This window comes from Massilia agri (assembly GCF_024753255.1).
Taxonomy (GTDB): Bacteria; Pseudomonadota; Gammaproteobacteria; order Burkholderiales; family Burkholderiaceae_D; genus Telluria; species Telluria agri.
In genome coordinates this window covers 66,124-91,930 of the sequence record NZ_JANUHA010000005.1, presented here as the reverse complement: position 1 = coordinate 91,930, position 25,807 = coordinate 66,124, and the positions used below count along the sequence as shown (strand labels likewise).

Sequence of the window (25,807 nt, the reverse complement as noted above, 5' to 3'; positions counted from 1 at the left end):
AAAAAGAACCGCGGCTCATCCCGCGGTTTTTGCTTTTCAGGCCACCAGGATTCTTCATGAAACGACGCTCCCTTTTGCTGCTACCGCTGTCCTTCGGCCTGCCCGCGCTGGCCGGCGGCCCGCCGCCGCCGCCCCTGACCGACAGGCTCGCGGCGCTGCAGAAGCGCTCGCTGCTGCCGGGCTTCGCGGTGGCCGTGGTATCGCGCAAGAAGGTGCTCTACCAGCACGGCTTCGGCCAGGCCGATGTCGCCGGCCAGCGCCCCTATACCGAGGACACGCTGCAGAACGTCGCCTCGGTCAGCAAGACCGTGGTCGGGGTCGCGCTGGTCAAGGCGATCGAGCTCGGCTACTTCGGCCTGGACACCGAGATCGAGCGCATCCTGCCCTTCAAGGTGCGTAATCCCCACGTGCCCGGCGCGATCACGGTGCGGCACCTGGTCACGCACACGTCCTCCATCGTCGACGACGAGGACATCTACGGCCATTCCTACACCCTCCTGCCGGACGCGGACAGGAAAGGCCCGCTGTACAAGGCGTTCGAGCGCGACGCCACGGTGCCGGGGCGGCTCGACGCCTCGCTGGGCGCCTTCCTGAAGAATTACCTGGCGCCGGGCGGCGCCCGCTACCGCAAGAGCAACTTCGCCAAGGCGGCGCCGGGCAGCGCCTACCGCTACTCGAACATCGGCTCGGCGCTGGCCGCCTACCTGGTCGAACTGAAAAGCGGCATGGGCTTCGACACGTTCACCAAACGCCACATCTTCGAGCCGCTCGGCATGCATGCCACGCGCTGGCACGCCGACCCGGCGCTCGCGCATCGCCAGGCCAGCGTCTACAACCGCAAGGGACAAGCCTATCCGCGCTACGGCCTGGTGACCTATCCGGACGGCGGCCTGACGACCTCGGTGTCCGACCTGGCGCGCTTCCTCATGGCGATGGTGGATGGCTTCCACGGCGGCGCCGGCATCCTGAGCAAGGCCGGTTTCGCCCTGCTGTTCAAGCCGCAGTTCGCACCCGATGCCCTGCCGGCGGGCAGCCCGCCGGGAGAGCCGAACAGCGGCGTGTTCTGGCGCATCCGGAAGAATGGCCAGGTCGGCCACACCGGCGGCGACCCGGGCGTCGCGGCCTTCATGTTCATCGACCCGGCCAAGGGGACCGGGCGCATCCTGATGACGAACACCGAATTCAGCGGCCCCGGCGAGGACGACGATCCGCGCATGGTGCAGCAGGTGCGCGAAATCTGGTCCGCACTGGCCGGGGTGCGCTGAGCAGGGAGCGGCTGCTCCGTTCGCTGGTTGAGCATTTTTGTTCAATACGTGGCGGCGGCATCCCGGTACGCTGGGAGCTTTCTACTTCATGGGGAAAGCAGGCATGCACGAACAAGGAATCGCATTGGCCAGCCAGGCCGCCGACGCGCTGCGCGCGCTTGCGCTGGACGAAGCCGCGAAAGAGCGCATCCTCCACGATCCGCTGCTCGGCGCCTTCGCCAGGCGGGTCGCCTCGCGCTATACGGCCGGACGGACGATCGACGCGGTACTGGAAACGGTACGGGGCATCCACCTGCGCGGGCACGCCGCCTCCGCCGAATACATGGGCGAGAGCTGCCGCGACCCTGCCCTGGCCGACGCCGAGGCCGGCGTTTTCCTCGACCTGATCGAGGCGCTCGATGCCGCGCGCCTGCCCTGCTCGATCTCCTTCGACCTCTCGCATGTCGGGTCCCTGGTCAGCCCGCAGCAGGGCTTCGCCAATGCCCGGCGCATCGCCGCCGCAGCAGCGAAGACCGACCGGGAAGTGATGATCTCCATGGAAGGCTCCGATCGCGCCGACGACATCTATGCCATTTACGCCCGCCTGCACACCGAGGCGGGCCTCGCCAATGTGGGCATCACGGTGCCGGCAAGACTGCATCGCACGGCCCGGGACCTGCCGCGCCTGCTGCAGTATCCGGGACGGATCCGGCTCGTGAAGGGTGCGTTCGCGGAGCCGCGGGAGGTGGCATTGCACCGCGACGATCCCGAACTCGCGCAGCGCTACCGCGACCATGCAAGGCTACTGATCGACAGCGGACACCAATGTTCGATCGCGACCCATGACCGGAGCATCCAGCGCGACCTCACCGATTACCTCGCCGGGGCTGGCGCGCGCTGCGGGCAGGTCGAATTCGAGTCGCTGATGGGCCTGGGGACGGACCGGATCGACGATCTGCGGCGCCGCGGTTTCCAGACACGCGAATATGCGGTCTTCGGGGAAGAGTATTTCCTGTACGTGCTGAACCGGATCGCGGAAGAGCCGGTGCGGCTCTTCCAGGCGGTCATCGACCTGCTGGCGCCAGGGCACGCCGGTACTGGCCCGGCGTAGCGGCGACATGGCGCTTGAAGGCGCGCTGGAAGTGCGCCTGGTCGGCAAAGCCCGCGTTCGATGCCACCTCGGCGATCGGCAGGCCGCGCCTGAGCTGGCTGCGGCCGACCTGGATGCGGCGGTTGACCAGGTAGGCATGCGGCGTCATGCCGAAGCGGCGTTTGAACGACCTGATGAAGTGCGCGGGGGATAATCCTGCCGCTGCGCTGATCTCCGCAAGACTGAGGTCAAGGGAGAAGTTATCGTTGATGAACTCCGCGGCACGCGCGAGTCTCGGGTCCGCAGCCGGCGCAGTCACCTGCCCGGGCGCCAGCGCCGCCAGCATCCCGGAGAAAAACCCGATGGCCGCGCCCTGCTTCTCCAGCTGGCCTGCTCCTTCGTCGACCAGGACCGCTTGCAGGGCTTGCAGCCCGCTGAACAGCGCCGTCGTCGCCGTCTCCGCGAAGGGGCGGAAACTGCCGTCGACGCTGTATCCAAGTTCATCCTGGATAGCGGCGAGCCACGCCGCATCGACGTGGAGCATCGAGTACGACCATGCTTGCGCATCGGTGGGGTTGCAAGCGTGCATATCGCCTGGGTTCATCAGGGCCACCGTTCCCGGACCGACCAGCTGGCTTGCCCGGCCATTGAGATAGCGGGTGCTTCCTTGCGTGATGGCGCCGATCGAGAAGGTCTCGTGCGCGTGCCTGGCGTAGCAGACGCCCTGGCCACGGCTGACCGACCGCAGTTCCAGGAAGGGCAGCGCCTCGTCGCGCCAGAAGCTCGGCATGCCGGTCGCCATGGTGCGGACAGGTCTAGGACTGCGCCAGGTAGTCGAGCACCAGCGAGCGTTTCAGGCAGCTGCCCAGCGTTTTCACGAAGGCTTCGTGCGCCGGGTGCACCAGGTAGCCGTCGCGCTCCTCCTTGCCCGCAAACGTCAGGGTGAAGCAGTGGGTGAAGCCGTCGTTCAGGCCCTCCGGGCTGACGTTGGTGCCCCATTCGTAGGACACGATGCCCGGGATCTGGCCCGGCAGCTTGCCGAAGTCGGCGACGACCTTGTCGACCGCCTCGGTGCTGGCCTCGTCCTTGAACGAGAACAGCACCACATGACGTAGCGGGGTCTTGGCGGAAGCGTTGGATGACATGGGACTCCTCGTGAATGGTTGGGCTCAGCGCGCCCAGGCGAGCGCCTTGATGTAATCGGGGCTATTCGAGATCGTATTATGCCCCGCTCCATCGATCACCCGCATGGTCGCGACGTTCGGAGAAAATCGCGTGAGCAGCTGGTCCGCGCTGTCGCGCGGGATGAGTTCGTCGTTTCCGGCGACCAGCAGGAGCGTGGGCGCCGTCACCTTCGGCGCGTGGCGCCAGGAATCGTAGCGGTCGCGCAGCAGCCAGCGCACCGGGAAATACGGGAACTGCCGGGCCGCCAGGTCGCGCAGGCTGTCGAAGGGCGTGACCAGCACCAGCCGGCGCACCGGGCGCTGGGTGGCCAGCTGCACGGCCACGCCCGTGCCCAGGCTGCGCCCGACCACGACGATGTCCCCATGCTCGGGCGCGACCTTGTCGAACAGCGCCAGCGCGTCGTGCACCAGCTCTTCCTCGGCCGGCTTGCCGGTGCTGCCCGCATAGCCGCGGTAATGCAGCAGGTAGAGGGCCCGGTCCGGATAGGCGGCGTCCAGCAGCGGCAGGCTTGCCGTGACGTCTTCCGCATTGCCGCCCAGGTAGATCACGGCGCCATGCCCTTTTGCGGGCCGTTCCGACACCTTCAGGGAGGCGCCGGGCACCTCGAGCGTCGAGGTATGCGGCGCGGGAAAGGCCGCGCTCGCGGGCGGGTAGTAGATCAGGGAGCGCTGCATGACGAAGAGCGCGAGACAGGCGGCAGCGTAGGCGCCGAGCGCCAGCATGACGAGGAACACCAGGAACTTCTGCATCGGTGGGGGCTGCTCCTTCAGCCAAGGCGGGTCATGCGGTGCACGTACTGCTGCTCCTTGCCCTCGGCCGTCCAGTACTGGGCGGTCTCGAGGGTGTCGTCATCGACGCGGCGCCAGATGAAGCGGCTCGGCGCATTCACCGGTTCGAATTCCGCGAAGTCGGACGCGATGCGCGAGGCGCGCCAGCTGTATTCGTTCCACTGCGAGACCACCTCGCCGTCCTGGAACGAAATGGTGGCGCCGTCGCTATGCCCAGTGAAGCTGGCGTCGTGAAAGCTGCGTAACTTGAACACGCCGGGCTCGCGACGCTCGTACTGCTCGAACAGGGCCTTGCCCTGGGGGGTCTCGCCTTGCCAGCGGCCTTCCAGGAACTGCAACTGCGCAAAGTCGTCCATGCTGAACATCGCAAACCTCCGTGAAAAGAACAGGCGCTCTCGATAGCAGAACGGAGCATACCTTTCTTTTCGGCGACGTGCGCTGCTTGCGTCAGGCGAATCGCGCCATCCTGCGCACGTCCAGGGTCACGCGGCTTCTTCGCTGACCGATTCCACCGTGCTCGCCGGCTTGCGCGCCGCAGGCTGGCGAGGACCGGGGCGCTGCGCCAGGGCGGGCCGCCTGGGCAGCGCCAGCGCGGTGGATGGCGGCGCCGAGGCCAGCTGGAAGGTGCCCACCAGCCGCGCCAGCGCGGCCGCCTGCTCGCGCATGGCTTCGGCGGCGGCGGCCGCTTCCTCCACCAGGGCCGCGTTCTGCTGCGTCCCCTGGTCCATCTGCACGATGGCGCCATTGACCTGCTCGATGCCTTCGCGCTGCTCTTCGCTCGCCGCGGCGATCTCGCCGATGATGTCGGCCACCCGCTTGACGCTCTGCACCACCTCTTCCATGGTGCTGCCGGCCTGGTCGACCAGGCGCGAGCCCGTGTCCACGCGCGCCACCGAGTCCTTGATCAGTTCCTTGATCTCCCTGGCCGCGTTGGCCGAACGCTGCGCCAGGTTGCGCACCTCGCCCGCCACCACCGCGAAGCCGCGTCCCTGCTCGCCGGCGCGGGCCGCTTCCACGGCCGCGTTCAGGGCCAGGATATTGGTCTGGAAGGCGATGCCGTCGATGACGCCGATGATGTCGCTGATCTTGCGCGAGGCTTCGTTGATCGAGGCCATCGTCGTCACCACCTCGGCCACCACCGCGCCCCCGCGCAGGGCGGTGTCAGCGGCGCTGGCGGCCAGCTGCTTGGCCTGGCGCGCATTGTCGGCGTTCTGGTTGACGGTCGAGGTCAGTTCTTCCATCGAGGATGCGGTTTCCTCCAGCGCGCCGGCCTGCTCTTCGGTGCGCTGCGAGAGGTCCTGGTTGCCGGCCGAGATCTCGTGGGCGGCGGTCTCGATGGTCGTGGTGCCGGCGCGGACCTGCGACACGATGTCCACCAGGGAGGCGTTCATGGTCTTCAGCGCCGCCATCAGTTCGCCCGCCTCGTCGCCCGTGCGCACCTTGACCTCGGCGGTCAGGTCGCCCTGCGCGACGCGCCCGGCCAGGGTGACGGCGCGGCGCAGCGGAATGCTGATGTTGCGGCCCAGCTGGTAGGCCATGAAGACCGCCAGCACGGCCGCGATCAGGCCGCCGCCGACCAGGGTGCGGCGCATGGCCGACTTGCGGGCCAGGACGTCGGCCTCGCGCCCGGCCAGCAGTTCCTGCTCGCGTGCGCGCAGCTGCTCGACGAGGCCGCGCATGGCGTCCATGCCGGCCTTGCCTTTGCCGGCCTGCACGGTCGCGACGACCTGGGACAGGTCGCCATCGACCGCCGCGCGGCGCTGGGCGATCACGGGATCGATCGCCTGGGCCAGCCAGTTGCGTTGCTGTGCGAGCAGTTCGCGCAGGCGGGCCTGCTGGGCATCGTCGCCCGCCGACAGCGCGAGCGCCTTGTCGACATGCTGCTGGAAGGCCTGCTTGCCCGCGGTATAGGGATGGAGCATCGCTTCCGTGCCGGTCAGTGCGAAGCCGCGCTCGCCCGTCTCGATATCGGTGAGCGCCTGCATGGCGGCGTCGACTTCGGCCAGCGCCTGGTGGCTGCGCGCGTTCAGGGCATTGGCCGTGTCCAGGGCGGAGAAGTTGGCGTAGGCGATGGCGACGACGATGCCGGTGATCCCGACGAGGATGCCGTAGCCGAGGTAGAGACGGGTGGAGATCTTGAGATCGGAAAGCTTCATGGTGTCCAGACGGGCGAATTAGTTATAGGTATGGCCGGCAGTGCCGGGCGGGCCGAATGACGAAACTTGTTCGATTATTACCGGAAGTTGTGCTTAATGAAAAGCAATTTGTCATGCACCTGAAAAAGGCATGCGGCAGGGATAGACGATGGGCGAAAAAAAACGCGAACCCGAGGGTTCGCGTTTTTCACTGGAGGCCGGTCGGCTTACTTCTTGTCCGCCGCCGATGCGATCTTCTTCGCCGCAGGCTTGCGCGCCGCCGTCTTGGCGGCCGCCTTCCTGGCCGGCGCCTTCGCCGCGGCTTTAGCGGCTGGCTTCGCCAGCCCCTTGCGCGCCGCCTTCACCGGTTCGGCCGCGCCGTCGGCGCCGTCGGCGCCGTCGGCGGCGCCGTCAGCCGCCTTGCCTTTCGCGGCCGGCTTGCCCTTGCGCTCCTCGAACTCGAAGCTGATCTTGCCGTCCTTGCCGCGCACCAGGAAGGCCTTGAAGGCGCGGCGGGTGCGCTGCGAGACGAAGCCCGGCAGCAGGTCGGTCTTGCCCTCGTTGAGCAGCTTGGCCATCTGCTCCGGCAGGATTTCCTGCTGCAGGATGATGCGGCCGCTGCGGAAGTCGCAGGTCTTGGGCTTGGCGACCTGGTGTTCGCATACATAAGCGAGACCCATCTCGTAGACGCCGCCGTTGCACTTCGGGCAGGGTCCGAGCGGGGTCTGGCCGGTGAAGTCCACGCCCTCGCCTTCTTCGCCTTCGTCCTGGTCCTGGCCGAAGTCGAATTCGAGCTTGAAGTTCTTGATCTCTTCGTCGCGCACGATGCGCAGGATCGCCGCGAACGGACGGCCCATCTTCGAGCGGAAGCCCTGCAGCGGACCGATGGTGCGGTTCTTCAGGAGCTCTTCGACCTCTTCGATCTCGAACTGGCGGCTGCCCGGCGTCTTCGACATCGAGAAGTCGCACTTGGTGCAGGCGAAGCGGCGGTAGTTTTCCTTGACCATGCCCGAGCAGTTCGGGCAGGGGGTCTGCAGGGTCGCGTAGTCGCCCGGGATGGTCTCGTTGTCGTATTCCTTGGCGCGCTTGACGATCACCTGGGTCATCTGCTGGATCTCGCGCATGAATTCGTCGCGCGAGATCTTGCCCTTCTCCATCTGGGCCAGCTTGTATTCCCATTCGCCCGTCAATTCAGGCGCGGTGAGTTCGTTCACGCCCAGGCCGCGCAGCAGGGTCATGAGCTGCGACGCCTTCGCGGTCGGGATCAGTTCGCGGCCTTCGCGCACCAGGTATTTTTCGGTCAGCAGGCCCTCGATGATGGCCGCGCGCGTGGCCGGGGTACCGAGTCCCTTGCCGGCCATGGCATCGCGCAGCTCGTCGGAGTCGACCAGCTTGCCCGCGCCTTCCATGGCCGACAGCAGGGTCGCTTCGGTATAGCGTGCGGGCGGCTTCGTCACCAGGCCGTTCGGCGTGACCTTGTCGGCCAGGACCTTCTCGCCCTTCTGCACCGGCACGAGATTCGCGCCGTCCTTGTCGTCCGTCTGCGACTCCTTGCCGTAGATCTGCAGCCAGCCGGGGTTGGTCATGACCTTGCCCTCGGTCTTGAACTGGTGGCCCGAGACTTCGGTGAAGCGGGTCGTGACCAGGAACTCGGCCGGCGGGAAGAACACGGCCAGGAAGCGGCGCGTGACCAGGTCGTAGAGCTTCTGTTCCGGCTCGGAGAGGTTCTTCGGAATCACACCGGTCGGGATGATGGCGAAGTGGTCCGAGATCTTGGTATTATCGAAGATGCGCTTGTTCGGCTTGACCCAGCCGTTCTTCAGCACCTGCTTCGAGAACTGCTGGTAGTTGTTGGTGTCGTTCAGCGCCTCCATCGTGCTCTTGACGGTGCCGATGTAGTCTTCCGGCAGGTGGCGCGAATCGGTACGCGGGTAGGTCAGCACCTTGTGCTTCTCGTACAGCGCCTGGGCCAGGCCCAGGGTGTTCTTGGCCGAGAAGCCGAAGCGGCCGTTGGCCTCGCGCTGCAGCGACGTCAGGTCGAACAGGGCCGGCGCCATCGAGGTGGTCGGCTTCGATTCCTCGGTGACGACACCCTGCTTGCCGCGGCAGGCGGCGACGATGGAGTCGGCCGCGGCGCGGCTCCACAGGCGCTCGGCGCGCTTCTCGGGGTCGTTCTCGTCCTTCTTGAAGTTCTGGTCCAGCCAGCGGCCTTCATAGACGCCGGCGGCGCACACGAACTCGGCGCGCACCTCCCAGTAGTCGCGCGGGACGAAGCGCTTGATCTTCTCCTCGCGCTCGACCACGATCGACAGGGTCGGCGTCTGCACACGGCCCACGGTGGTCAGGTAGAAGCCGCCCTCCTTCGAGTTGAAGGCGGTCATGGCGCGGGTGCCGTTGATGCCGATCAGCCAGTCGGCCTCGGAGCGGCAGCGCGCGGCGTCGGCCAGCGGCAGCATCTCTTCGTCGCTGCGCAGGTGGGCGAAGCCGTCGCGGATCGCGGCCGGGGTCATCGACTGCAGCCACAGGCGCTTGACCGGCTGTTTCGCCTTCGCGTTCTGGGCGATCAGGCGGAAGATGAGTTCTCCTTCGCGTCCCGCGTCACATGCGTTGATCAGGGTGGTGACGTCCTTGCGCTTGATCAGCTTGTTCAGCACCTTGAGGCGCGATTCGGTCTTGGCGATCGGGTTCAGCGCGAAGTACGGCGGGATCATCGGCAGGTGGGCAAAGCTCCATTTGCCGCGCTTGACGTCGTATTCTTCCGGCACCGCGATCTCGAGCAGGTGGCCGACCGCGGACGACAGGATGTATTCGTCGGACTCGAAGTACTCATCGTGCTTGGTGAAGCCGCCCAGCGTCTTCGCGATGTCGTTCGCGACCGACGGCTTCTCGGCGATGATGAGGGATTTGGTCATAGTGATTCTCGGGTGCTCTATATATAAGTGGCTTTTTCCCGCGCATCATACATGCTTGCGGGCTCGACGGTTTTAAAAGCCGTAGTGTCTGAAGAGTAACAGTCTGGATTAAGCGGCCAATGATAAGCGCGATGACCGGCGCACTGCAAGTGTGCGCGCCTGCACTGTCGTTGTCTTCCGGAACTATCCGCATGGTGCGTGACGGGCTCTCGATATGCGGGGTAAATATGGCGGCCAGCCTGGATGCGCAGCTGCCCTATCCGCTCTCGAGTACGCTGGCCAATGCGATCGAGGCCCTGGAAGCCGAATCGTTCGGCGAGCGGATCCGCGCGGCTAATCGCATTCGCGCAGCCAGCGTGTGAAGGCCTGAACGCGCGGGTCAGCTTCCAGGTGATGGGGATGGACGATCCAGAAGGCATAGGGATTGTCCAGGCTGTGCGGGAAGGGTGCGACCAGGCGCCCCTGCCGCAGGTCGTCGCGCACCAGCGGCTCCGGCGCGAGGGCAAAGCCCTTTCCCGCCCGGGCCGCCTCGAGCGCCAGGTAGACGCTGGAATAGCGCAGGCAGGGGTGACCCGGGGGAAGCGTCAGCTGTTTCCGCCTGAGCCATTCCTCCCATCCCGGCGGCTTGCCCGGAAGGTGGATGGTACTGTCGTGTATCAGCGTGTGCTCCAGGACGTCCGCGGCAGGCAGCAGGGCCGGGCTGCAAACAGCGAGGACCTGGGCGCGCATCCAGGGATGGACGGCGACGCCGGGATAGTTCCCGTCCCCGTAGCGCAAGGCGATATCGAATGCGCCGTCCCCGAAGTCGACGACGCGGTCATCGTCACTCAGCTCGACGGGAAACGCCGCCTGCAAGGCATACTCCGCCACCCGATGGGCCAGCCATTTCGCCGCCAGGGAAGGCATGGCGGTGATACGCAGCGGTTTCGCTTGCGCAAAGGCGGCAGGGTCGAGGGTCTGCTCGAGCGCGGAAAACAGCTCGCCCAGCCTGGCGCACAAGGCCTGGCCATCCTCGGTCAGCGTGACCTGCCGGTTCTTGCGGACGAAGAGCCGGGTGCCCAGGTACGCTTCCAGGCGCTTGACCTGGTGGCTGATCGCCGTTGGCGTCACGTTGAGTTCCTGCGCCGCCCGCTGGAAACTGGCGTGCCGGGCCGCCGCCTCGAAACTGCGCGCGGCGATCAGGGGTGGATTCGCTCTGGCTTTCATGCCGCCATCTTATCAGCTGAATTCCATTCATCCGAACCGCAAAAGCTTTCGTTTGTCCGGCTGCCGCCTGCTCCCTAGACTCCAGCTTCGAACCAAACGGAGACACAATTGGACACCCTGCTCAGAAGCGCCGCACCGAGCGATGCGCCCGCCATGCTCGCCCTCTTGCAGTCCACCTCGGACGAGGGCGATGCCCTTCCCTTCCTCGGCCCCCTCGACCAGGAATTCATCCGGAACCAGTGGCTTGGGGCGCAGGGCTGCGTGCTCGCCTGCCGGGACGGCGAGGTGCTCGGCATGTACCGCTACGGGGCCAACATGCCTGGACGCGGCGCCCATGTTTCGACCGCCACCTTCGTCGTGAACCGGCATGCGCGTGGACAGGGAATCGGCCGCGCCCTCGTCGCGCACTGCCTCGCCACCGCGACGGCGGCGGGCTATCGGGCGATGCAGTTCAACCAGGTGGTGAGCACCAATCTCGCCGCACTGGCGCTCTACCGCAGCCTGGGATTCACCGAAGCCGGCTGCATCCCCGACGCGTTCAGGCACGACCGGCTCGGCTATCTATCGGCCTACATCCTGTTTCGCAGGCTCGCCTGAAAAAGCATCGTCATGCTCGCCGCGCCGCACGACCTGCAGGGACAGGATGGTCACGGGCCCCGCGCGCAGCAGGTTCATCGACGAGACCAGCATCTCGGCAGCGCGCGCCGGAGCGACTTCAGGGCCCGGCAGGTCGAGCAGGAAGTCCTTGCCCGCGAGGTAGCCGCCGTTGGTGAAGGCCATGCGGAAGGCCAGCTTGACGCGCCAGGTGGAACGCGGGTCGGCGACATAGGGCGCGGCATCCTCGGCCGGCAGGAAGCAAAGCGGCAAGGCGGCGTTCATTGGCGCGCTCCCACCAGGCCGACGTACAGGCGCGCACCGAACAGGTTGATGCACAGCCCCAGGATCACGAGGGCGAAGGCGATCAGCTTCCAGGGTTGCAGTTCCTCACCCAGCACCAGGCTCGATGAACTCATGCCGAACAGCGGCACCATCAGGGTCAGCGGCGCCACGCTGGCGGCCGGGTAGCGCGAGAGCAGCCAGTTCCAGACCGCGAAGCCCAGCAGGGTGGACATGTAGACCAGGTAGGCGATCGCCGCCACCGTTTCCCAGCGCAGGAAGGACAGGCTGGCCACGATGCGCGCCGGGCCCTCCACTGCGAAGGACAGCGCCAGCATGGGCCCCGCCGCCGCCAGGCTGCCCCACACGACCAGGGCGAACATGTTCACCCGCCCCATGCGCTTGGCCAGCAGGTTGCCCGCCGCCCAGGCCGCGGCCGACAGGATCACCAGCCCCAGGCCGACGGCCGTCACGTCCTGTCCGAGATGGGCCGCCACCACGAGGATGCCCGAGAACGCGACCACGGCGCCGAACACCTGGAAGCGGGTGGGACGCTCTTTCAGGAGGAAGGCCGCCAGCGCGATGGTCATGAAGGATTGCAGCTGCACGGTGAGCGAGGCCAGGCCGGGCGAGACGCCCAATCCGATGCCGGAAAAGAGCAGGGCGAACTGCAGGCCGAACATGACGAGGCCGTAGAGGGCGATGTGCCGCAGGGGTACGTCGGGACGCTTCACGAAAAAGACCGCGGGCAGCGCAGCCAGCGTGAAGCGCAGCGCACACAGCAGCAAAGGCGGCAGGTGGTTCAGGCCGAGCTTGATGACGACGAAGTTAAAGCCCCAGACGGCAACGATGCCGAGGGCCGCGAGCAGGTGCAGTGGATTCACATTGACTCCTTGAACATGGTGACTTTATACCTGCGAATGCGGGGCAGGAAAAACGCTTTATACTCACAGCTACTTGAATGTCATTCACATGTCCCTGCCACCCCTCCATACCCTGCGCGCGTTCGAAGCCATCGGCCGTCTCGGCAGCTTCACCCTCGCCGCCCGCGAGCTGCACCTGACCCACAGCGCCGTCAGTCACCAGATGCGGGCGCTGGAATCGTCGCTGCAGACGACGCTGATCGACCGCTCGCGCCGCGAGGTCGCGCTCACGCCCCAGGGCCGGCAGTTCCTCGCCACGGTGCGCCCGCTGCTCCAGCAGTTGTCCAGCGCGGCCGAGGCCCTGCGCCAGGCCGGGCGCCGGCGCCTTCGCATCAATGTGCTGCCCTCGTTTGCGGCGCGCTGGCTGCTGCCGCGCCTGGGCGACTTCTTCCTGCGCCATCCCGACATCGAGGTCGAAGTCGCCGCCACCCAGGCCGTCGTCGACCTGCATGCGGCGGGCGCCCACCTGGCGATCCGCACCGGCCGGGGCCAATGGGCCGGCGTGCACAGCGAGCTGCTGTTCGAGGAAGACCTGTTCCCGGTGGCCAGCCCGGCCTACCTGCGCGAACACGGCATCGCCACCCTGGCCGACCTGGGGCGCGCCACCCTGCTGCGCGACGACGACAACGACTGGGACGCCTGGCTGCACATAAGCGCGCTGGACCCGGCCCCCGCCAGTTTCGGCGCCGTCTACCGCGATTCGGCGCTGGTGCTGCAGGCTGCGGAAAGCGGCCAGGGCGTGGCGCTGGCGCGCAGCTGGCTGGCGCGCGATGCACTGCGCACGGGCCAGCTGCGCCGCATCGGCGAGCTGGCGATTCCCTCGCCCGCCTCCTACTTCCTGGTGACGCCGCGCGAGGCCCCCGTGAATCCCGAGGTCGGCGAATTCGCCGCGTGGATACGCGGCTGCGCGGCTACACCAGCTTGATCGACACCACGCCGGCCAGCAGCACTGTCGCCCCCAGCAGGCGCGTGCGCGAGACCGCGCCGCCGGGCAGGCCGAACAGGCCGAAACGGTCGACCAGGATCGACACCAGCTGCTGGCCGGCGATCGTGAAACCGACGGTGGCGGCGGCGCCGATGCGCGGCATGGCCGTGAACACGCTGGTCACGTAGCAGGCGCCCACCAGGCCGCCCAGCCAGCCCCACCAGGGCATGCCTGCCAGTCCCGCCGCATGCGGACGCTCGGCCAGGCCAGCACCCCGCGCCACGAGGAAGACGGCCAGCATCCCGAGCGCCGCCACGGCGAAGCTGGTGAACGCCACGGCCAGCGGCGCTTGCAGCACCTGCATGAAGGAAGCGTTGACCGCGCCCTGCACCGGCAGCAGCGCGCCCGACAGGGCCGCCAGCGCCATCCAGCCGGCGCGGGACTCGCGCGCCGCAGGCGCGCCTGCCTGCCCGCGCACGATCAGCAGGATGCCCATTGCGACAGCGGCGGCGCCGATGCAGGCCTGCAGGCCGTAGTCGCGCGCGGCGATGCCGAGCAGGCCGAAGCCGTCCAGCAGCAGCGAGGCGCCGGCCTGGCCCGCGATGAAGAGGCCCACGGTGACGACGGCGCCGAGCCGCGGGAAGAGCACGATGCCGGCCACGACGTAGGCTGCGCTGGCCAGGCCGGCCGCGGGCTGCCACCATGCGGCCTGGCCGAGCCGCTGGAGCGCGCCCAGTTGTCCCGTGGCGCTTGCAGCCAGCAGGAGCAGGACGGCGGCGATCAGGAGCTGCACGGTCGCCGCCGCGAAGGGGCTGGCCAGGGCGCGGCTCAGGCGTGCGTTGGCGGCCGCCTGCAGGGGCAGGCCGCAACCCGCCAGGAAGGCGATGAGGATGTGGAAGGCGTTCATGAGCAAAAAGCGGATCAGGGTGGAGACAGGGCTTTCAGGCCCGCGATGCCGGCGAAGACCAGCGCGATGCGAGCGGCGCATTCACTCAGCGTTCCTCCATCCTGCGCAGGGCCTCCCGCAACGCCGGGCGCGCCGCGATGCGATCCAGCCAGTCCTTGATGCGCGGATAGGCCTGCAGGTCGATGCCGAGTTCCGCGTGCGTTTCCATCCAGGTGTACCAGGCGATGTCGGCTACCGTGTACTCCTGCGCAGCGACCCAGGGCGACTCGGACAGGCGCTGTTCAAGCACGGCATGGATGCGCAGCGCTTCGCGCGTGTAGCGCTCCAGCGCCTGCGGGTTCGGCGCCGGGGCCGCATGCCTGAACCACCACAGCTGTCCCAGCATCGGGCCCGTGCTGGCCGCCTGCAGGAACAGCCATTGCAGCACCAGCTCGCGTCCCTGCGTATCGGCGGGAATCAGGCGGCCGGTGGCGCAGGCCAGGTGGTAGAGGATGGCGCAGGATTCGAACAGGCTGAGGCCCGTGTCTTCGTCGACCAGCACGGGAATCTTGTGGTTGGGGCTGAGGCGCACGAAGTCGGGCTGGTGCTGTTCGCCCGCGCCGAGGTCGACGTGGCGCAGGCGGTAGTCGAGGCCGAGTTCTTCGAGGGCGATCGGGATTTTCTTGCCGTTGGGGGTGCCGGCGATGTAGGCGGTGTACATGGCAAAAGCTCGCAAGTTGAAGGAGCTTCAGCGTAGCTTGTGCAAGAATGGATGAACATTCGACGTTTTCGCAAAACCTTTATCGATTTTTGGACAGGCCATGGATTGGGATGATTACCAGTACTTCCTCGCGGTCGCGAGCGGCGGCTCGGTATCGGCGGCGGCGCGCAGGCTGGGCCAGAGCCACTCGACGGTGATCCGGCGCCTCGACAAGCTGGAGGCCGCCCTCGACGTGCGCCTGTTCGAGCGCTTCCAGAGCGGCTATGTCCTCACGCCGACCGGCGAAGAGCTGCTTGCCCTGCTCGGCCCGATCGACGAAGGCATGCAGGACGTGGCGCGGAAGATCGCCGGGCGCGATGCGGCGCTGCAGGGCAGCATCCGCGTCACCACGACCGACACCCTGCTCGACAAGCTCGTGCTGCCGGCGGTCGCCGCCTTCCGCCTGGCCTACCCGGGCGTCCAGATCCAGCTCACGATCGACAACCGCTTCGTCAACCTGTCCCGGCGCGATGCCGACGTCGCCATCCGGCCCTCGAATGCGCCGCCGGACAACCTGGTCGGACGCAAGCTGGGCAGCCTGCGCACGGCGCCGTATGCCGCGCAAGCCTATCTGGCCAGGCGCGAGGAAGACGGTAATGCGTGGGACAGCTACGACTGGGTGGCGCCCGACGAAGCCCTCGGCCACCTGCGCCAGGCCGCCTGGCTGCGCCAGCACGTGCCGCCAGAACGCCAGGTCGCCAGCGTGGATTCGCTGCTCGGCATGGCGGGCGCCGTCGAGGCGGGCATGGGCGCCGGCATGCTGCTTTGCCTGCTGGCCGATGGCCGTCCCGGCCTCGTGCAGCTGGCGCCGCCCGACGCCGCGCTCGATACCGAGCTGTGGATTCTCAGCCACCCCGACTTGCGCCGCGTGAAGCGCATCCGCGCCTTCACTGACTTCCTGCACGGGGAACTGTCGCGGCACCCTGCCCTCACCTGAACCAACGAAAGGCACACATGACCGTTGTCGATCCACGCATGTTCGATGCGATGCAGCTGCGCGAAGCGGGCCGCTACGAGGAAGCATTGACGCTGCTCGGGCAGCTGTTCGACGAAGCCGACAGCGAGCCCGCGCCGAGCAGGAACCGCTACTTCATGACGATGCTCGAGTGGCAGTTCCTGCTCGAGGTCCATCCGCCGGCGCAGGCGCCCCTGCGCGCGCGGCGCGATGCGCAGGTCGAGCGCCTGCTGGGGGGCGCCGAGTACGCCGGCAGCACACCGGGCGAGGCAGGCGACTTCCGCCGCGCGCCGCGCTTCTTCCTCATCGCAGAAATGAACGAACTGCTCGGCGACGAGCGCTCGACCTGGGAGACCTTCAAGAAGCTGGATGCGGTGTACCCCGCGCAGGCGCACAGCTACGCCCACGTTGCCCTCGACGCCGCCGTGGCGATGCGGGACTACGCGCTGGCAGAACGCTATTGTGGTGAGCCGTTGGATCTGCTCGACGCCGTCAATGCTGGCGCACGGGAGCACCCGCTGTTCCCGCCGCAGCGACACCCACCACGGCTCGCCATGGACCTGAGCAATCTGGCAAAAGCGGTGCGCATCGGCATGGCCATTCTGCGCGGCCGCGGCGAGGATGCCGAAGCCGACAAGCTGCGCGAGGCGCTGCTCGCCGGCCTCGAGTCCGCCGAGCTGATGAACCTCGCCCGGCGCGAGCTCGATGAACCGGGCACCATCACCCGCGTCGTGGTGGAACACCAGATGGCCGAGGAAGACCGCGAGCGGGCCTTGTAATCATCCGGTCATGCGAAAGTGCCACCATCCCGGCACTTTTCAATGACCGGAGTCTGCATGTCCCGTTTCCTCCTTTCGTGCGCCAGCCTCGCCGCGCTGGCCCTGCTGTCCGCTTGCGGCAGCGACGATCCCGCCGCGCCCGTCCAGACCGCGCCGGAGCCGCAGCAGCCGGTGCCGGCCGCCAACACCAGCGTCGCCTTCATGTCCGACGTCCACTTCCATAATGTGTACGGCGACTTCAAGAGCAGCCAGTTCGCGGGCATCCCCACGAAAGACGGCAAGAACGCGACCATCCGCACGATGTACGCGCAGCTGACCTCGACCCGCCTGTTCAACGAAAACTATTTCGCCTTCCGCGCCGCGCTGGACGATGCCTATGCGAAGGGCATCCGTCACGTCGCCTTCCCGGGCGACTATTCGGACGACGCGCAGCCGATGAACATCGACGGCATCGCCGAAGTGCTCAAGGAGTACCAGGCCAAGGGCATGCGCTTCTTCCTGGCCCCGGGCAACCACGATCCGAACGAGCCTTTCGATGACCAGGAGGCCGGCAAGAACGACTTCCTGACCAAGGACGGCAAGGAACAGAAGGTCTACGGCACCTCGAACGCGGCCTGCGTCGCCAGGGATCCGGGCGTGGTCTGCACCGACCAGCTGATGGAGCAAGGCTACGAGAAGCTGATGGCCAAGCTGGGCGACTTCGGCTTCAATCCGAACAAGGCCGACCTGCACTGGGAGACCCCGTTCAGCAAGTACACGGGCAACAAGTACAGCTACGAGGAAGCGGCGGCGCAATCGGCCGTGAGCAAGCGCGAGTTCGAGATCTGCGCCGAAGGCTCGGGCGGCGCCTACAAGGCGGCCGGCGAAGCGAAGCTGGGCAAGCCGTTTACCAGGTGCGCGAAGATGATGGACGCCAGCTACCTGGTGGAGCCGGTCAAGGGCCTGTGGCTGCTGGCGATCGACGCCAACGTCTTCGTGCCGAACGCGAAATTCGACCCGGCCAACCCGACGAAATTCAGCGGCTACGACGGCGCCGGCAATGCGGGCTGGAACAAGGTGCTGACCCACAAGATGCACCTGGTCGACTGGATCAAGTCGGTGACCGCGCGCGCCAGGGCGGAGGGCAAGCAGCTGATGGCCTACTCGCACTACCCGACCATGGACTTCTACGCCAACCAGACCGAGGCCATGAAGGCGGCCTTCAAGCCGGGCGCCTTCCAGACCGCGCGCGTGCCGGATGCCGCCACCGCGGCCGGCGTGGCGGCGACGGGCCTGCGCTGGCACGTGGGCGGCCACATGCACTTCAACGGCACCAACGATTTTTCGGACGCCGCCGGCAACTACCTGGTCAACGTGCAGTCGCCGTCGCTCGCGGTCTACGGCGCGGCCTACAAGATCATCAGCTACAAGGACCTCGACACCGTCGACGTCCAGACCGTGGCCCTGAATTCGGTGTCGCGCTTCAACGAACTCTTCCCCTACTACCAGGTCGAGAACGACTACCTGAAGGGCAGCACCATCGCCTCGGATGTGGCCAAGCGCTGGGATCGCGGCATCCTCGACACCCGCTCCTACGGCGAATTCACCCGCACCTATTTCGGCGAGCTGTCGCGCCTGCGCTTCATGGACGAGTACTGGCCGTGCGAAATGAAGGAAGCGGCGATGAACCTGAACGGCAGGCAGATGCTGATCCTGTCGCAGCTGCAGACGAAAGTGACGCTGGCCCAGCTGAAGGACAACGCAAGCGTGGTGCCGCTCACCGCGAACTGCGCCGCAACGGCGGCGGCCACCGGCATGCCGGTCGCGGCCACGCAGCTGACCGCCGACTGGCTCGAGGCTACCGCGCGCGCCGAGAAGCTGGCCGCATCAGCCGGCCTGACCCTGGATTCGTTCGCGAAGATCACCCCCTATGACTTCTACGGCGACTTCCACCGCACCGTGTATGCGGGCGAACTGGCCCTGCGCGACATGGGCACGGAGCGCGTCAGCCAGTACAAGGTCCTGATGGGCGCCTTCCCGGCAGCGACGACCGCGCCGGTGAAGGTGGGTGACAAGCCCTCAAGCCAGAACCCGGTGCACGTCGCCTTCCAGCACCAGTTCAAGCAGGTCTTCTCGATCTTCAAGGGCCTGGGTTCGGCCAAGCCGAGCGACCGCTTCACGATCGACCTGAAGGGCAGGAAGATCAACAACGCCAACGGCGCCGGCTTGAGCTTCAACTGAGCCATGCGTGACAATTCCTGAGAATCCGGGGCGGTGCGGGCGGGTACACTGGTGCCCCTCGCAACCGCCCCGATTCTCATGAAGCAGCTCCTGTTCGCCCTCTTCTTCTGCGCGGTCCTGCCGGCGCAGGCCTCCGACGAATTCACCTTCTCCAATCCGCCCGGCCGCCACGGCGTCGGCTTCAAGGTCGTGCAGCAGTACGACTACACGCGCCAGTACAAGACCCGCGTCGACATGCATACCGGCGAGCCCACCTCGGGCGAACGCGCGCGTCCCATGCAGGTCCTCATCTGGTACCCGGCGGCGCGCGGCGGCAAGCGGGTGACCTTCCGCGACTACATCGCGACCACCTTGAGCGAGGACGACTTCACCCTCGGCGCGCTCGACGCCAAACGCCAGCTCGAGGCGCGCATCGCAGGGCAAGCGAGCAGGCGCGGCGACGCGCTGCTGCGCGAATACGCCAAGCCGATGCTGGCCGTGCGCGATGCGACACCGGAGAACGGCCGCTTCCCGGTCGTGATCTATGCACCGGGCTTCTCCGAGAGCGCCATGGAAAACAGCGACCTGTGCGAGCTGCTGGCCAGTCACGGCTACATCGTGCTGGCTACTGCCTCGAGGGGTCCGCATACCCGGGCCATGAGCTCCGACCTCGACGGCCTGGAGGCCCAGGCCGCCGACATCGCCTGGCTGATCGGCCATGCGCGCACCCTGCCCCAGGCCGATACGGAGCAGGCGGCGGTGGTGGGCTTTAGCTGGGGCGGCCTCTCGAACGTGCTGGCCGCAGCCAAGGACGACCGCATCAAGGCCATCGTCAGCCTGGACGGCTCGGTGCGCGGCACGCGCGAATACGTCGATGGCGGAAAGGATGCGGCGAAGTACGTGACACCTAGCAGGCTCGCGATCCCGATGTTGTTCGTGGGACGCCGTCCGCCCACGATCGAGGAGCTGAACCGCGCCGAAGTCGACACGCGCTTCTCCTTCCTGAACGAGATGCGCTGGTCCGACCTCTACATCACCGTCATGCTGCCGATGAAGCACATGGACTTCTCTTCCTACAACGTGCGCGTCGATCGGGCGGGCAACTTCGGCGACTACACGCGCGCCGAGATCGCGCTCGCGCACAGCTGGGCCGCGCGCTATGTGCTGCGCTTCCTCGACGCCCATATCAAGAAGGACGCCGCCAGCCTCGCCTTCCTGAACAACACGCCCGCGGCGAACGGCGCGCCGCCGCACATGATCCTCACCGACGTGCGGCGCAATGGCGGCAAGACGGCGCCGACCCTGGAGAACTTCGTGGCGCGCTTGCGTAGCGAAGGCTTCGAGAGGGCGATTCCCGTGTACCAGCAGTTTGCTGCGCAGAGCGCGGGCTTCAGGCTGGGGCCGGAAAAAATCTATCGCTGGGGTTCAGAACTGGCATCGCTGGAGCGCCATGCCGAGGCGCGCGAGATCTTCCGCCTCGGCACCCACCTGCACCCAGGCGAGATCATCCTGGTCGAATGCCTGGCCGAGATGCAGGCGAAGACGGGACAGACGCTCGACGCCGTGCGCAGCTATCGGCGCGTACTGGAGAACAATCCCGGGCATGCGCTTGCTGCGGCCTTCGTGAAGGAGCATGGCGGCGCCCAGCCATGAGATGTTCTTGGCGCAGAAATGCAAACGGGGCCTTGCGGGCCCCGTTGTGTTTCGGTCGTGCGTGTGTTCAGTGCAGCAGGCGCGGTTCCTGGTCGTCGTCGTCGCCGAACAGGTCGTCGAACATGAGCGCGTCGGGCTCCTTGCCCTGGCTCCACAGGACCATCAGCACGATGATCTTGAGCTTGCCCAATGCGACCGGCGATTCATCGCAGGCCAGTGCGCGTTCGATGACGATCTCGCGCTGCGTGGGGCTGAGCACCTTGGCGCTCTCGAGGAACTGGATGAAGCCGATGGCGGCGCTGCCCAGTTCGATGTACTCCTCGTCCACGTAATAGCGGATGCTGGTGGAGGCATCGATTGCATCGGAAACTGCCGCTTCGGTCAGCCCGGTCAGCCAGTCCAGCGCCTCGGAAATCTCGATGTCATCGAAACCGACGGCGGACAGCTTGCGTGCCAGGGCCGCCGGCTCGGGGCAGGCGTCAGGACGATAGTACGTCTCGTAGAGGTAGACCAGGATGTCGAACATAGTGACGCTACTGTAGCAGTTAAGCTCGTCGCGGCACAAGTCTGGCACGCGCGGACACGCGGTGTATGTGGGTTTCCTTGGATTTTCGTTGTATGGCGGCCTTATCCGTTCATTCAGTTTTCTCGATTTCCAATGAAATCAAGGGCATACGTTTCATTAAAACATCTCAGGAAGGAAATCTTTTTTCGCACTGCCCATGCAGTCGGCATATGCCAGCATGCCCATGCTACGGCCTTCAGGCGGCGCGCACTACCCGCTGCACGCGGCCGCCGGGCAGGCGTTCGAGCACGCCCGCCAGTTCCAGCGCCAGCAATTCGCCGGCAAGCAGCGCGGCATCGCCACCGAAGCATTCCAGCAAGGCATCCGGTTCGATGGGGTCGTAGCCCAATGCGTCGAGCAGGACGCCGTCTTCCACCGGCGCGGTCGATGTGCCCTGCCGCACCAGCGGCGAGACGCGCATTGCTTCCAGTACCTCGTCCACCGTCTCGACCAGGCGCGCACCTTCGCGTATCAAGTGATGGCAACCCTTCGACAGTGCCGAATGGATCGAGCCTGGCAGCGCGAACACTTCCCTGCCCTGCTCGGCCGCCATCTGCGCGGTGATGAGAGAACCCGATTGCGCGGCCGCTTCGACCACCAGCACGCCGGCCACCATGCCGCTGATGATGCGATTGCGGCGCGGGAAGTTGTTGGCGACGGGCGGCGTGCCGAGCGCGTACTCGCTGACGATGCAACCCTCTTCGGCAATGCGATGCGCAAGCAGCCGGTTGCGCGCGGGGTAGACACGGTCGATGCCGGTGCCGATGACGGCGATAGTGGAAGCCGGCCCCTCCAGCGCGCCTTCGTGGGCCGCGGTATCGATGCCCAGCGCCATGCCGGAGACCACGCACAGCCCCGCTTGCGACAGGGCGCGTGCAAAATTTTCCGCATTGGCGCGGCCCTGGGTACTGGCATTGCGGCTGCCGACCACGGCGACCAGGGATTGCTGCAGCAATGCGCGCCGCCCTTTTATATAAAGCAGCAGCGGCGGATCGGGAATGTGCCGCAGCGCTTCCGGGTAATCGGCATCGTGCAGCGTGAGGATGTGGTGAGCGGGTCTGGCGAGCCAGTCGACAGTCAGGTCGAGGAGACGCGCGGTCTCGGAAGGAAGCGGTGCGCACAAGGCCGCGGCGACATTGGCCGGCACATGGGCCGCGAGTGCTGCGCGGCCGGCGCTCAGGATGGCGGCCGGCGAGCCGAAGGCATCGAGCAAGACCTGTGCAGTCCGGCACCCCACACCCGGCGCCTCGGCGAGGCGGATCCAGTCGGCAATGACGGCAGGGTTGCTGCACTGAGTGGCTGGCGGTGTGGGGTCCGTGTCCTGCACGGCGGCTTTACTCCGTTGCGGCCTCTGGCGAACGGGCCACGTCGCCGATTTCGACCGGCGCCGTGACCTGCATGATCAGGCCGTAGGAGACCTTGTTAAACACGCGGAAGATGAACAGGCTGCCATATTGTTCGTCCGGCAGCTTGATGCGCTCCTTGTTGCGGAAGATGCCCCGGCGCGCCGGGTCCGCAACCTTCTTCCCGAGATGATAGAGCTCCAGCACGGAGCCGACATCGAGTCCGTCAAGCGAACCCCGGTTGACAGTCACGACCTGGCTCTGTCCGGCGTGCGTGACGCCCGAGTGGATCGACATCACGCGCGCGTCGACGGCTTGCAAGGGTGCATGCGGCATGTAGTTGCGCACAGGTGGCGGCGGCAGCGGCACCAGCAGGTCGCCGACGCCGATCTCCTGTTTCGTCTCGGTGACGCGGAAGGCGTGCGCATCGACGCCCGGCTTGGCTTCGATGTCGAGGGACACGCTGCCGAGGTAGGTCGCTTCGTGGGCCAGCACCTTGCGGGTCACGGGATCGCGCAGGGCGCCGCCCGGGCGGAACACCTGGAAGTTGCGCACGCCACCCAGCTGGCCCACCACGTAGACGCGGTCGCCGGTGCCGAGGTAGACCCGGCCTTCCTGCGCGGCCACGATGCGCGGCGCACGCGCCAGGACGCCGGGCTCGACCACCAGCGGCTGGGTCAGGTAGGGTTCGATCTGGCCGGCCGGGATCGCCTGGATGGCGTCGCGGTCGAGCGACTCGGTACGCAGCTGGGGCGACAGCTTCGTCAGCGGCAGGTTGGCGCCGTCGCCGCTGTTGCTTCCCTCACTGCCCGGACGGTTCAGGGACAGGCGGCCACGTGCACGGTCGAAATAAATGATCTGGCCGGGATAGATCCAGTGCGGATTGCGGATCTCGTCGCGGTTCATGCCCCAGACCTGGGGCCAGCACCAGGGGTTCTGCAAGAAGGTGCCGGAAATATCCCAGAGGGTATCGCCCTTGACCACGACATGCTGGTCGGGTGCATTCGGGCGGAATGCGCACGTGGCGGCCTGGGCCGGGCTGGCCGCTGCGGCCGCGAGGAGCGCCACGGCAGCGGCACGGCTCACGACTGTGCTAAAATTTTTCATTGAGACGTCCGTTATTGCGTCGTTTTGCGTTTTGGAGCCGGTTCTGCTGGCCAACTCGCTGACAGTGCGTCATCGCGCCCCGTTTCGGGAGTACGAAGAATCGCTTCCTGATCGACAAAGGTTGCCGTACTGAATCAAATTCTGCACACAATTCCCCGAAACAGCAAGACAAACCGCGTCCCGGCAGGGCCGGCGAGTGTTGCATTTCCGTTCGTGCATGAACTCTTATTGAACTGCTATCTACCCCTGAATCCGTCCTGATATGGCCTTACTGAAGATCCTCCGCTACCCCGATCCGCGCCTGCACAAGGTCGCCAAACCGGTCACCGAATTCGGCACCGAGCGCCTGCGCAAGCTGGTCGCGGACATGGCCGAAACGATGTACGACGCCCCCGGCGTGGGCCTGGCAGCAACCCAGGTCGACGTGCACGAGCGCGTCATCACGATCGACGTCTCGGAGACCAGCGACAATCTGCTCGTCCTCGTCAATCCGGAAATCACCTGGGCCAGCGACGAGAAGCAGGTCTACGACGAAGGCTGCCTGTCGGTGCCCGGCATCTACGACGGCGTCGAGCGTCCGGCCCGCGTCAAGGTCAAGGCCCATGACGTCGAAGGCAAGGAATTCGAGTTCGACGCCGACGGCCTGCTGGCCGTGTGCGTCCAGCACGAGATGGACCACCTGATGGGCAAGGTCTTCGTCGAATACCTGTCGCCGCTCAAGCGCAACCGCATCAAGGCCAAGCTGCAGAAGGAAGAGCGCGGCATGGAACGCGACGCCGCCGCGCGCAGCGCCCGCCGTTGATGAAGGTCGTTTTCGCGGGTACGCCCGAGTTTGCCGCGGTGGCGCTGCGCGCCCTGCACGAAGCCGGCTTCGAGATTCCCCTGGTCCTGACCCAGCCGGACCGCCCGGCCGGGCGCGGCATGCAGCTGCAAGCCTCCGCAGTGAAACAGTATGCGCTGGCCCACGGCATGGCGGTGGCCCAGCCGCTGTCGCTGCGCATGGATGCCAAGGATCCGCAGCGCGCCGAGGAAGCGCGCGCCGCGCATGAACGCTTGATGGCGCTGGACTATGACGTGATGGTGGTCGCGGCCTACGGCCTGATCCTGCCGCGCAGCACCCTCGACATCAAGCCTTGCATCAATATCCACGGCTCCCTGCTGCCGCGCTGGCGTGGCGCGGCGCCGATCCACCGTGCGATCGAAACGGGGGATGTGGAAACAGGCGTGACCATCATGGGCATGGAAGAAGGCCTGGACACCGGCCCGATGATGCTGATCGAACGCGTGGCGATCGAAGACAGCGACACCACCGGCAGCCTGCACGACAAGCTGGCCGCGCTCGGCGGCCGCATGATCGTCGAGGCGCTGCGCAAGATGGAAGCGGGCCAGTTGGAAGCAGTGTCGCAGCCGGAAGAAGGCGTGACCTATGCGGCCAAGATTGCCAAGGAAGAAGCCAGGCTCGATTTCAGCCTGCCGGCCGAGGTGTTGTGGCGCCGGGTGCGTGCCTTCAATCCCTTCCCGGGCGCGCAAGGCCAGGTCGACGGCGTGACCGTCAAGCTGTGGAATGCGGAACTGGCGCCGGGCCAGGGCGAGCCGGGCCAGGTGCTGGCGCTTGACGCGCAAGGCATCGTCGTTGCTTGCGGTGTAGGCGCATTGCGTCTGCTGGAGCTGCAGAAGCCGGGTGGCAAGCGCTTGGCGGCGCAGGAGTTCCTGAAAAGTTTCCCATTGGCTGGAAAAGTCTTTTCGTAGGGTGGTCGGCTCTGCCGACCGCGCGTTCAGCCAGCAGCAGCGCAAACGAGCGGGCAGCATTCCCGAAGTTTGAACGCGCGGACGGCGAAGCCGGCTAGGCGCCCCCGTCCACCCTACCAAACCCACAAAAGAAAATCGGGGCAGCGCCCCGATATAACTTACTCCGCCTTTGCGGCGCGCTGCGCTTCCATGTACTCGCGCAGCACCTGGTTGATACGGGTCTGGTAACCCGGACCAGCCGACTTGAACCATTCCAGCATGTCCACGTCCAGGCGGATCGTCACGATCTGCTTCACGCCGTTGATCGTTTGCGGCTTTACGGCGACAGCCGACTCTTCGATGCGGTTCACCGGTTGATCCCAATCCGGTACATATTCTTTGTTCATGCAATCATCCCGTTAAAAGCTTCGCCAGCGTTGTGGCGATGAAGTAATTGTCGTCCGTGTATGTAACGTAAAGATTGCGATTCGGCCGGGTTTTGTAACGTCGTGTAACAGTTTGCGATTTCCATACATAAAGATACATAC

26 protein-coding genes are annotated in these 25,807 nt (G+C 66.4%); 11 read left to right on the top strand and 15 right to left on the bottom strand.

Translation table 11 applies throughout. The features are described 5' to 3' along the window. The first annotated feature begins 56 nt into the window (after positions 1 to 56). Entirely contained in the window at positions 57 to 1,265 is a 1,209-nt protein-coding gene (locus NX780_RS09060) for a serine hydrolase domain-containing protein (RefSeq protein ID WP_258827540.1), read from the top strand. A 103-nt stretch (positions 1,266 to 1,368) separates the two neighbouring features. Further along, complete coding sequence (locus NX780_RS09055; RefSeq protein ID WP_258827539.1) at positions 1,369 to 2,355, top strand: proline dehydrogenase family protein; 987 nt, start codon at positions 1,369 to 1,371, stop codon at positions 2,353 to 2,355. On the opposite strand, the gene NX780_RS09050 is transcribed toward NX780_RS09055, so the two are convergent. From NX780_RS09050 to NX780_RS09025, 6 genes are all read right to left on the bottom strand, one after another. Beyond that, a complete protein-coding gene (locus tag NX780_RS09050) occupies positions 2,309 to 3,124 on the bottom strand; it encodes an AraC family transcriptional regulator (protein ID WP_258827538.1) in 816 nt (271 codons plus the stop codon). The two genes, NX780_RS09055 and NX780_RS09050, sit on opposite strands and share 47 nt — an antisense overlap. Positions 3,125 to 3,149: 25 nt before the next feature. Further along, positions 3,150 to 3,479: a Dabb family protein gene (locus NX780_RS09045; RefSeq protein ID WP_258827537.1), complete on the bottom strand. Its 330-nt coding sequence runs from the start codon at positions 3,477 to 3,479 to the stop codon at positions 3,150 to 3,152. A gap of 24 nt (positions 3,480 to 3,503) precedes the next feature. Continuing rightward, entirely contained in the window at positions 3,504 to 4,268 is a 765-nt protein-coding gene (locus tag NX780_RS09040) for an alpha/beta hydrolase (protein ID WP_258827536.1), read from the bottom strand. A 17-nt stretch (positions 4,269 to 4,285) separates the two neighbouring features. Continuing rightward, positions 4,286 to 4,672: a hypothetical protein gene (locus NX780_RS09035; RefSeq protein WP_258827535.1), complete on the bottom strand. Its 387-nt coding sequence runs from the start codon at positions 4,670 to 4,672 to the stop codon at positions 4,286 to 4,288. Positions 4,673 to 4,789: 117 nt separating this feature from the next. Next, on the bottom strand, positions 4,790 to 6,463 hold the full coding sequence (locus NX780_RS09030) for a methyl-accepting chemotaxis protein (protein ID WP_258827534.1): 1,674 nt from the start codon (positions 6,461 to 6,463) through the stop codon (positions 4,790 to 4,792). Between the two features lie 206 nt (positions 6,464 to 6,669). Then, positions 6,670 to 9,354, bottom strand: a complete 2,685-nt coding sequence (locus tag NX780_RS09025; protein WP_258827533.1) for a DNA topoisomerase III — start codon at positions 9,352 to 9,354, stop codon at positions 6,670 to 6,672. A 131-nt stretch (positions 9,355 to 9,485) separates the two neighbouring features. On the opposite strand from NX780_RS09025, the gene NX780_RS09020 reads away from it, so the two are divergent. Further along, positions 9,486 to 9,716, top strand: a complete 231-nt coding sequence (locus tag NX780_RS09020) for a hypothetical protein (protein WP_258827532.1) — start codon at positions 9,486 to 9,488, stop codon at positions 9,714 to 9,716. Here the strand turns inward: NX780_RS09020 and NX780_RS09015 are convergent. Next, positions 9,688 to 10,560, bottom strand: a complete 873-nt coding sequence (locus tag NX780_RS09015; protein ID WP_258827531.1) for a LysR substrate-binding domain-containing protein — start codon at positions 10,558 to 10,560, stop codon at positions 9,688 to 9,690. The genes NX780_RS09020 and NX780_RS09015 overlap by 29 nt on opposite strands. Positions 10,561 to 10,668: 108 nt before the next feature. Here NX780_RS09015 and NX780_RS09010 point away from each other — a divergent pair, with 108 nt between their 5' ends. Further along, complete coding sequence (locus NX780_RS09010; RefSeq protein ID WP_258827530.1) at positions 10,669 to 11,157, top strand: GNAT family N-acetyltransferase; 489 nt, start codon at positions 10,669 to 10,671, stop codon at positions 11,155 to 11,157. Here the strand turns inward: NX780_RS09010 and NX780_RS09005 are convergent. Together NX780_RS09005 and NX780_RS09000 are read right to left on the bottom strand one after the other, a co-directional pair. Continuing rightward, positions 11,122 to 11,439 (bottom strand): hypothetical protein, encoded by a 318-nt coding sequence (locus NX780_RS09005; RefSeq protein WP_258827529.1) that lies wholly within the window; start codon positions 11,437 to 11,439, stop codon positions 11,122 to 11,124. The two genes, NX780_RS09010 and NX780_RS09005, sit on opposite strands and share 36 nt — an antisense overlap. After that, a complete protein-coding gene (locus NX780_RS09000) occupies positions 11,436 to 12,320 on the bottom strand; it encodes an EamA family transporter (RefSeq protein ID WP_258827528.1) in 885 nt (294 codons plus the stop codon). Before NX780_RS09000 ends, NX780_RS09005 begins: the two co-directional genes overlap by 4 nt. An 88-nt stretch (positions 12,321 to 12,408) precedes the next feature. Here NX780_RS09000 and gcvA point away from each other — a divergent pair, with 88 nt between their 5' ends. After that, complete coding sequence (gene gcvA, locus NX780_RS08995; RefSeq protein WP_258827527.1) at positions 12,409 to 13,284, top strand: transcriptional regulator GcvA; 876 nt, start codon at positions 12,409 to 12,411, stop codon at positions 13,282 to 13,284. Here gcvA and NX780_RS08990 read toward each other — a convergent pair. Beyond that, positions 13,271 to 14,191 (bottom strand): DMT family transporter, encoded by a 921-nt coding sequence (locus tag NX780_RS08990; protein ID WP_258827526.1) that lies wholly within the window; start codon positions 14,189 to 14,191, stop codon positions 13,271 to 13,273. The genes gcvA and NX780_RS08990 overlap by 14 nt on opposite strands. A gap of 85 nt (positions 14,192 to 14,276) precedes the next feature. Beyond that, positions 14,277 to 14,891, bottom strand: coding sequence for a glutathione binding-like protein (locus tag NX780_RS08985; RefSeq protein WP_258827525.1), 615 nt, complete (start codon positions 14,889 to 14,891; stop codon positions 14,277 to 14,279). A 100-nt stretch (positions 14,892 to 14,991) separates the two neighbouring features. Between NX780_RS08985 and NX780_RS08980 the strand changes: the two genes are divergently transcribed. The 4 genes from NX780_RS08980 to NX780_RS08965 all read left to right on the top strand — a co-directional run bounded on the left by NX780_RS08980 (position 14,992) and on the right by NX780_RS08965 (position 20,516). Then, positions 14,992 to 15,867, top strand: a complete 876-nt coding sequence (locus NX780_RS08980) for a LysR family transcriptional regulator (protein ID WP_258827524.1) — start codon at positions 14,992 to 14,994, stop codon at positions 15,865 to 15,867. A gap of 17 nt (positions 15,868 to 15,884) precedes the next feature. Then, positions 15,885 to 16,664 (top strand): hypothetical protein, encoded by a 780-nt coding sequence (locus tag NX780_RS08975; protein WP_258827523.1) that lies wholly within the window; start codon positions 15,885 to 15,887, stop codon positions 16,662 to 16,664. Positions 16,665 to 16,721: 57 nt separating this feature from the next. Next, entirely contained in the window at positions 16,722 to 18,884 is a 2,163-nt protein-coding gene (locus NX780_RS08970; RefSeq protein WP_258827522.1) for a metallophosphoesterase family protein, read from the top strand. Positions 18,885 to 18,962: 78 nt separating this feature from the next. After that, entirely contained in the window at positions 18,963 to 20,516 is a 1,554-nt protein-coding gene (locus tag NX780_RS08965; RefSeq protein ID WP_258827521.1) for a CocE/NonD family hydrolase, read from the top strand. 67 nt (positions 20,517 to 20,583) lie between these two features. On the opposite strand, the gene NX780_RS08960 is transcribed toward NX780_RS08965, so the two are convergent. The 3 genes from NX780_RS08960 to NX780_RS08950 form a co-directional block, all read right to left on the bottom strand. Beyond that, the gene (locus tag NX780_RS08960; protein ID WP_258827520.1) at positions 20,584 to 21,042 is read right to left on the bottom strand and encodes a Smg family protein; all 459 of its coding nucleotides are present in this window, start codon (positions 21,040 to 21,042) and stop codon (positions 20,584 to 20,586) included. A 235-nt stretch (positions 21,043 to 21,277) separates the two neighbouring features. Then, positions 21,278 to 22,408, bottom strand: coding sequence for a DNA-processing protein DprA (gene dprA, locus NX780_RS08955; protein ID WP_258827519.1), 1,131 nt, complete (start codon positions 22,406 to 22,408; stop codon positions 21,278 to 21,280). Between the two features lie 7 nt (positions 22,409 to 22,415). Next, a complete protein-coding gene (locus tag NX780_RS08950; RefSeq protein WP_258827518.1) occupies positions 22,416 to 23,531 on the bottom strand; it encodes a LysM peptidoglycan-binding domain-containing protein in 1,116 nt (371 codons plus the stop codon). Between the two features lie 262 nt (positions 23,532 to 23,793). Between NX780_RS08950 and def the strand changes: the two genes are divergently transcribed. Together def and fmt are read left to right on the top strand one after the other, a co-directional pair. Then, on the top strand, positions 23,794 to 24,333 hold the full coding sequence (gene def, locus NX780_RS08945) for a peptide deformylase (protein ID WP_258827517.1): 540 nt from the start codon (positions 23,794 to 23,796) through the stop codon (positions 24,331 to 24,333). Next, complete coding sequence (gene fmt, locus NX780_RS08940; RefSeq protein WP_258827516.1) at positions 24,333 to 25,280, top strand: methionyl-tRNA formyltransferase; 948 nt, start codon at positions 24,333 to 24,335, stop codon at positions 25,278 to 25,280. Before def ends, fmt begins: the two co-directional genes overlap by 1 nt. Positions 25,281 to 25,438: 158 nt before the next feature. Here the strand turns inward: fmt and NX780_RS08935 are convergent, their stop codons facing one another. Continuing rightward, positions 25,439 to 25,666, bottom strand: coding sequence for a BrnA antitoxin family protein (locus tag NX780_RS08935; RefSeq protein ID WP_231059577.1), 228 nt, complete (start codon positions 25,664 to 25,666; stop codon positions 25,439 to 25,441). Positions 25,667 to 25,807 lie beyond the last annotated feature (141 nt).

Excerpts from the sequence above, each read along its gene's own strand:
- NX780_RS09060 (WP_258827540.1), top strand. The coding sequence starts at position 57 with ATGAAACGACGCTCCCTTTTGCTGCTACCGCTGTCCTTCGGCCTGCCC.
- NX780_RS09055 (WP_258827539.1), top strand. The coding sequence starts at position 1,369 with ATGCACGAACAAGGAATCGCATTGGCCAGCCAGGCCGCCGACGCGCTG.
- NX780_RS09050 (WP_258827538.1), bottom strand. The coding sequence starts at position 3,124 with ATGCCGAGCTTCTGGCGCGACGAGGCGCTGCCCTTCCTGGAACTGCGG.
- NX780_RS09045 (WP_258827537.1), bottom strand. The coding sequence starts at position 3,479 with ATGTCATCCAACGCTTCCGCCAAGACCCCGCTACGTCATGTGGTGCTG.
- NX780_RS09040 (WP_258827536.1), bottom strand. The coding sequence starts at position 4,268 with ATGCAGAAGTTCCTGGTGTTCCTCGTCATGCTGGCGCTCGGCGCCTAC.
- NX780_RS09035 (WP_258827535.1), bottom strand. The coding sequence starts at position 4,672 with ATGTTCAGCATGGACGACTTTGCGCAGTTGCAGTTCCTGGAAGGCCGC.
- NX780_RS09030 (WP_258827534.1), bottom strand. The coding sequence starts at position 6,463 with ATGAAGCTTTCCGATCTCAAGATCTCCACCCGTCTCTACCTCGGCTAC.
- NX780_RS09025 (WP_258827533.1), bottom strand. The coding sequence starts at position 9,354 with ATGACCAAATCCCTCATCATCGCCGAGAAGCCGTCGGTCGCGAACGAC.
- NX780_RS09020 (WP_258827532.1), top strand. The coding sequence starts at position 9,486 with ATGACCGGCGCACTGCAAGTGTGCGCGCCTGCACTGTCGTTGTCTTCC.
- NX780_RS09015 (WP_258827531.1), bottom strand. The coding sequence starts at position 10,560 with ATGAAAGCCAGAGCGAATCCACCCCTGATCGCCGCGCGCAGTTTCGAG.
- NX780_RS09005 (WP_258827529.1), bottom strand. The coding sequence starts at position 11,439 with ATGAACGCCGCCTTGCCGCTTTGCTTCCTGCCGGCCGAGGATGCCGCG.
- gcvA (WP_258827527.1), top strand. The coding sequence starts at position 12,409 with ATGTCCCTGCCACCCCTCCATACCCTGCGCGCGTTCGAAGCCATCGGC.
- NX780_RS08990 (WP_258827526.1), bottom strand. The coding sequence starts at position 14,191 with ATGAACGCCTTCCACATCCTCATCGCCTTCCTGGCGGGTTGCGGCCTG.
- NX780_RS08985 (WP_258827525.1), bottom strand. The coding sequence starts at position 14,891 with ATGTACACCGCCTACATCGCCGGCACCCCCAACGGCAAGAAAATCCCG.
- NX780_RS08980 (WP_258827524.1), top strand. The coding sequence starts at position 14,992 with ATGGATTGGGATGATTACCAGTACTTCCTCGCGGTCGCGAGCGGCGGC.
- NX780_RS08975 (WP_258827523.1), top strand. The coding sequence starts at position 15,885 with ATGACCGTTGTCGATCCACGCATGTTCGATGCGATGCAGCTGCGCGAA.
- NX780_RS08970 (WP_258827522.1), top strand. The coding sequence starts at position 16,722 with ATGTCCCGTTTCCTCCTTTCGTGCGCCAGCCTCGCCGCGCTGGCCCTG.
- NX780_RS08965 (WP_258827521.1), top strand. The coding sequence starts at position 18,963 with ATGAAGCAGCTCCTGTTCGCCCTCTTCTTCTGCGCGGTCCTGCCGGCG.
- NX780_RS08960 (WP_258827520.1), bottom strand. The coding sequence starts at position 21,042 with ATGTTCGACATCCTGGTCTACCTCTACGAGACGTACTATCGTCCTGAC.
- NX780_RS08950 (WP_258827518.1), bottom strand. The coding sequence starts at position 23,531 with ATGAAAAATTTTAGCACAGTCGTGAGCCGTGCCGCTGCCGTGGCGCTC.
- def (WP_258827517.1), top strand. The coding sequence starts at position 23,794 with ATGGCCTTACTGAAGATCCTCCGCTACCCCGATCCGCGCCTGCACAAG.
- fmt (WP_258827516.1), top strand. The coding sequence starts at position 24,333 with ATGAAGGTCGTTTTCGCGGGTACGCCCGAGTTTGCCGCGGTGGCGCTG.
- NX780_RS08935 (WP_231059577.1), bottom strand. The coding sequence starts at position 25,666 with ATGAACAAAGAATATGTACCGGATTGGGATCAACCGGTGAACCGCATC.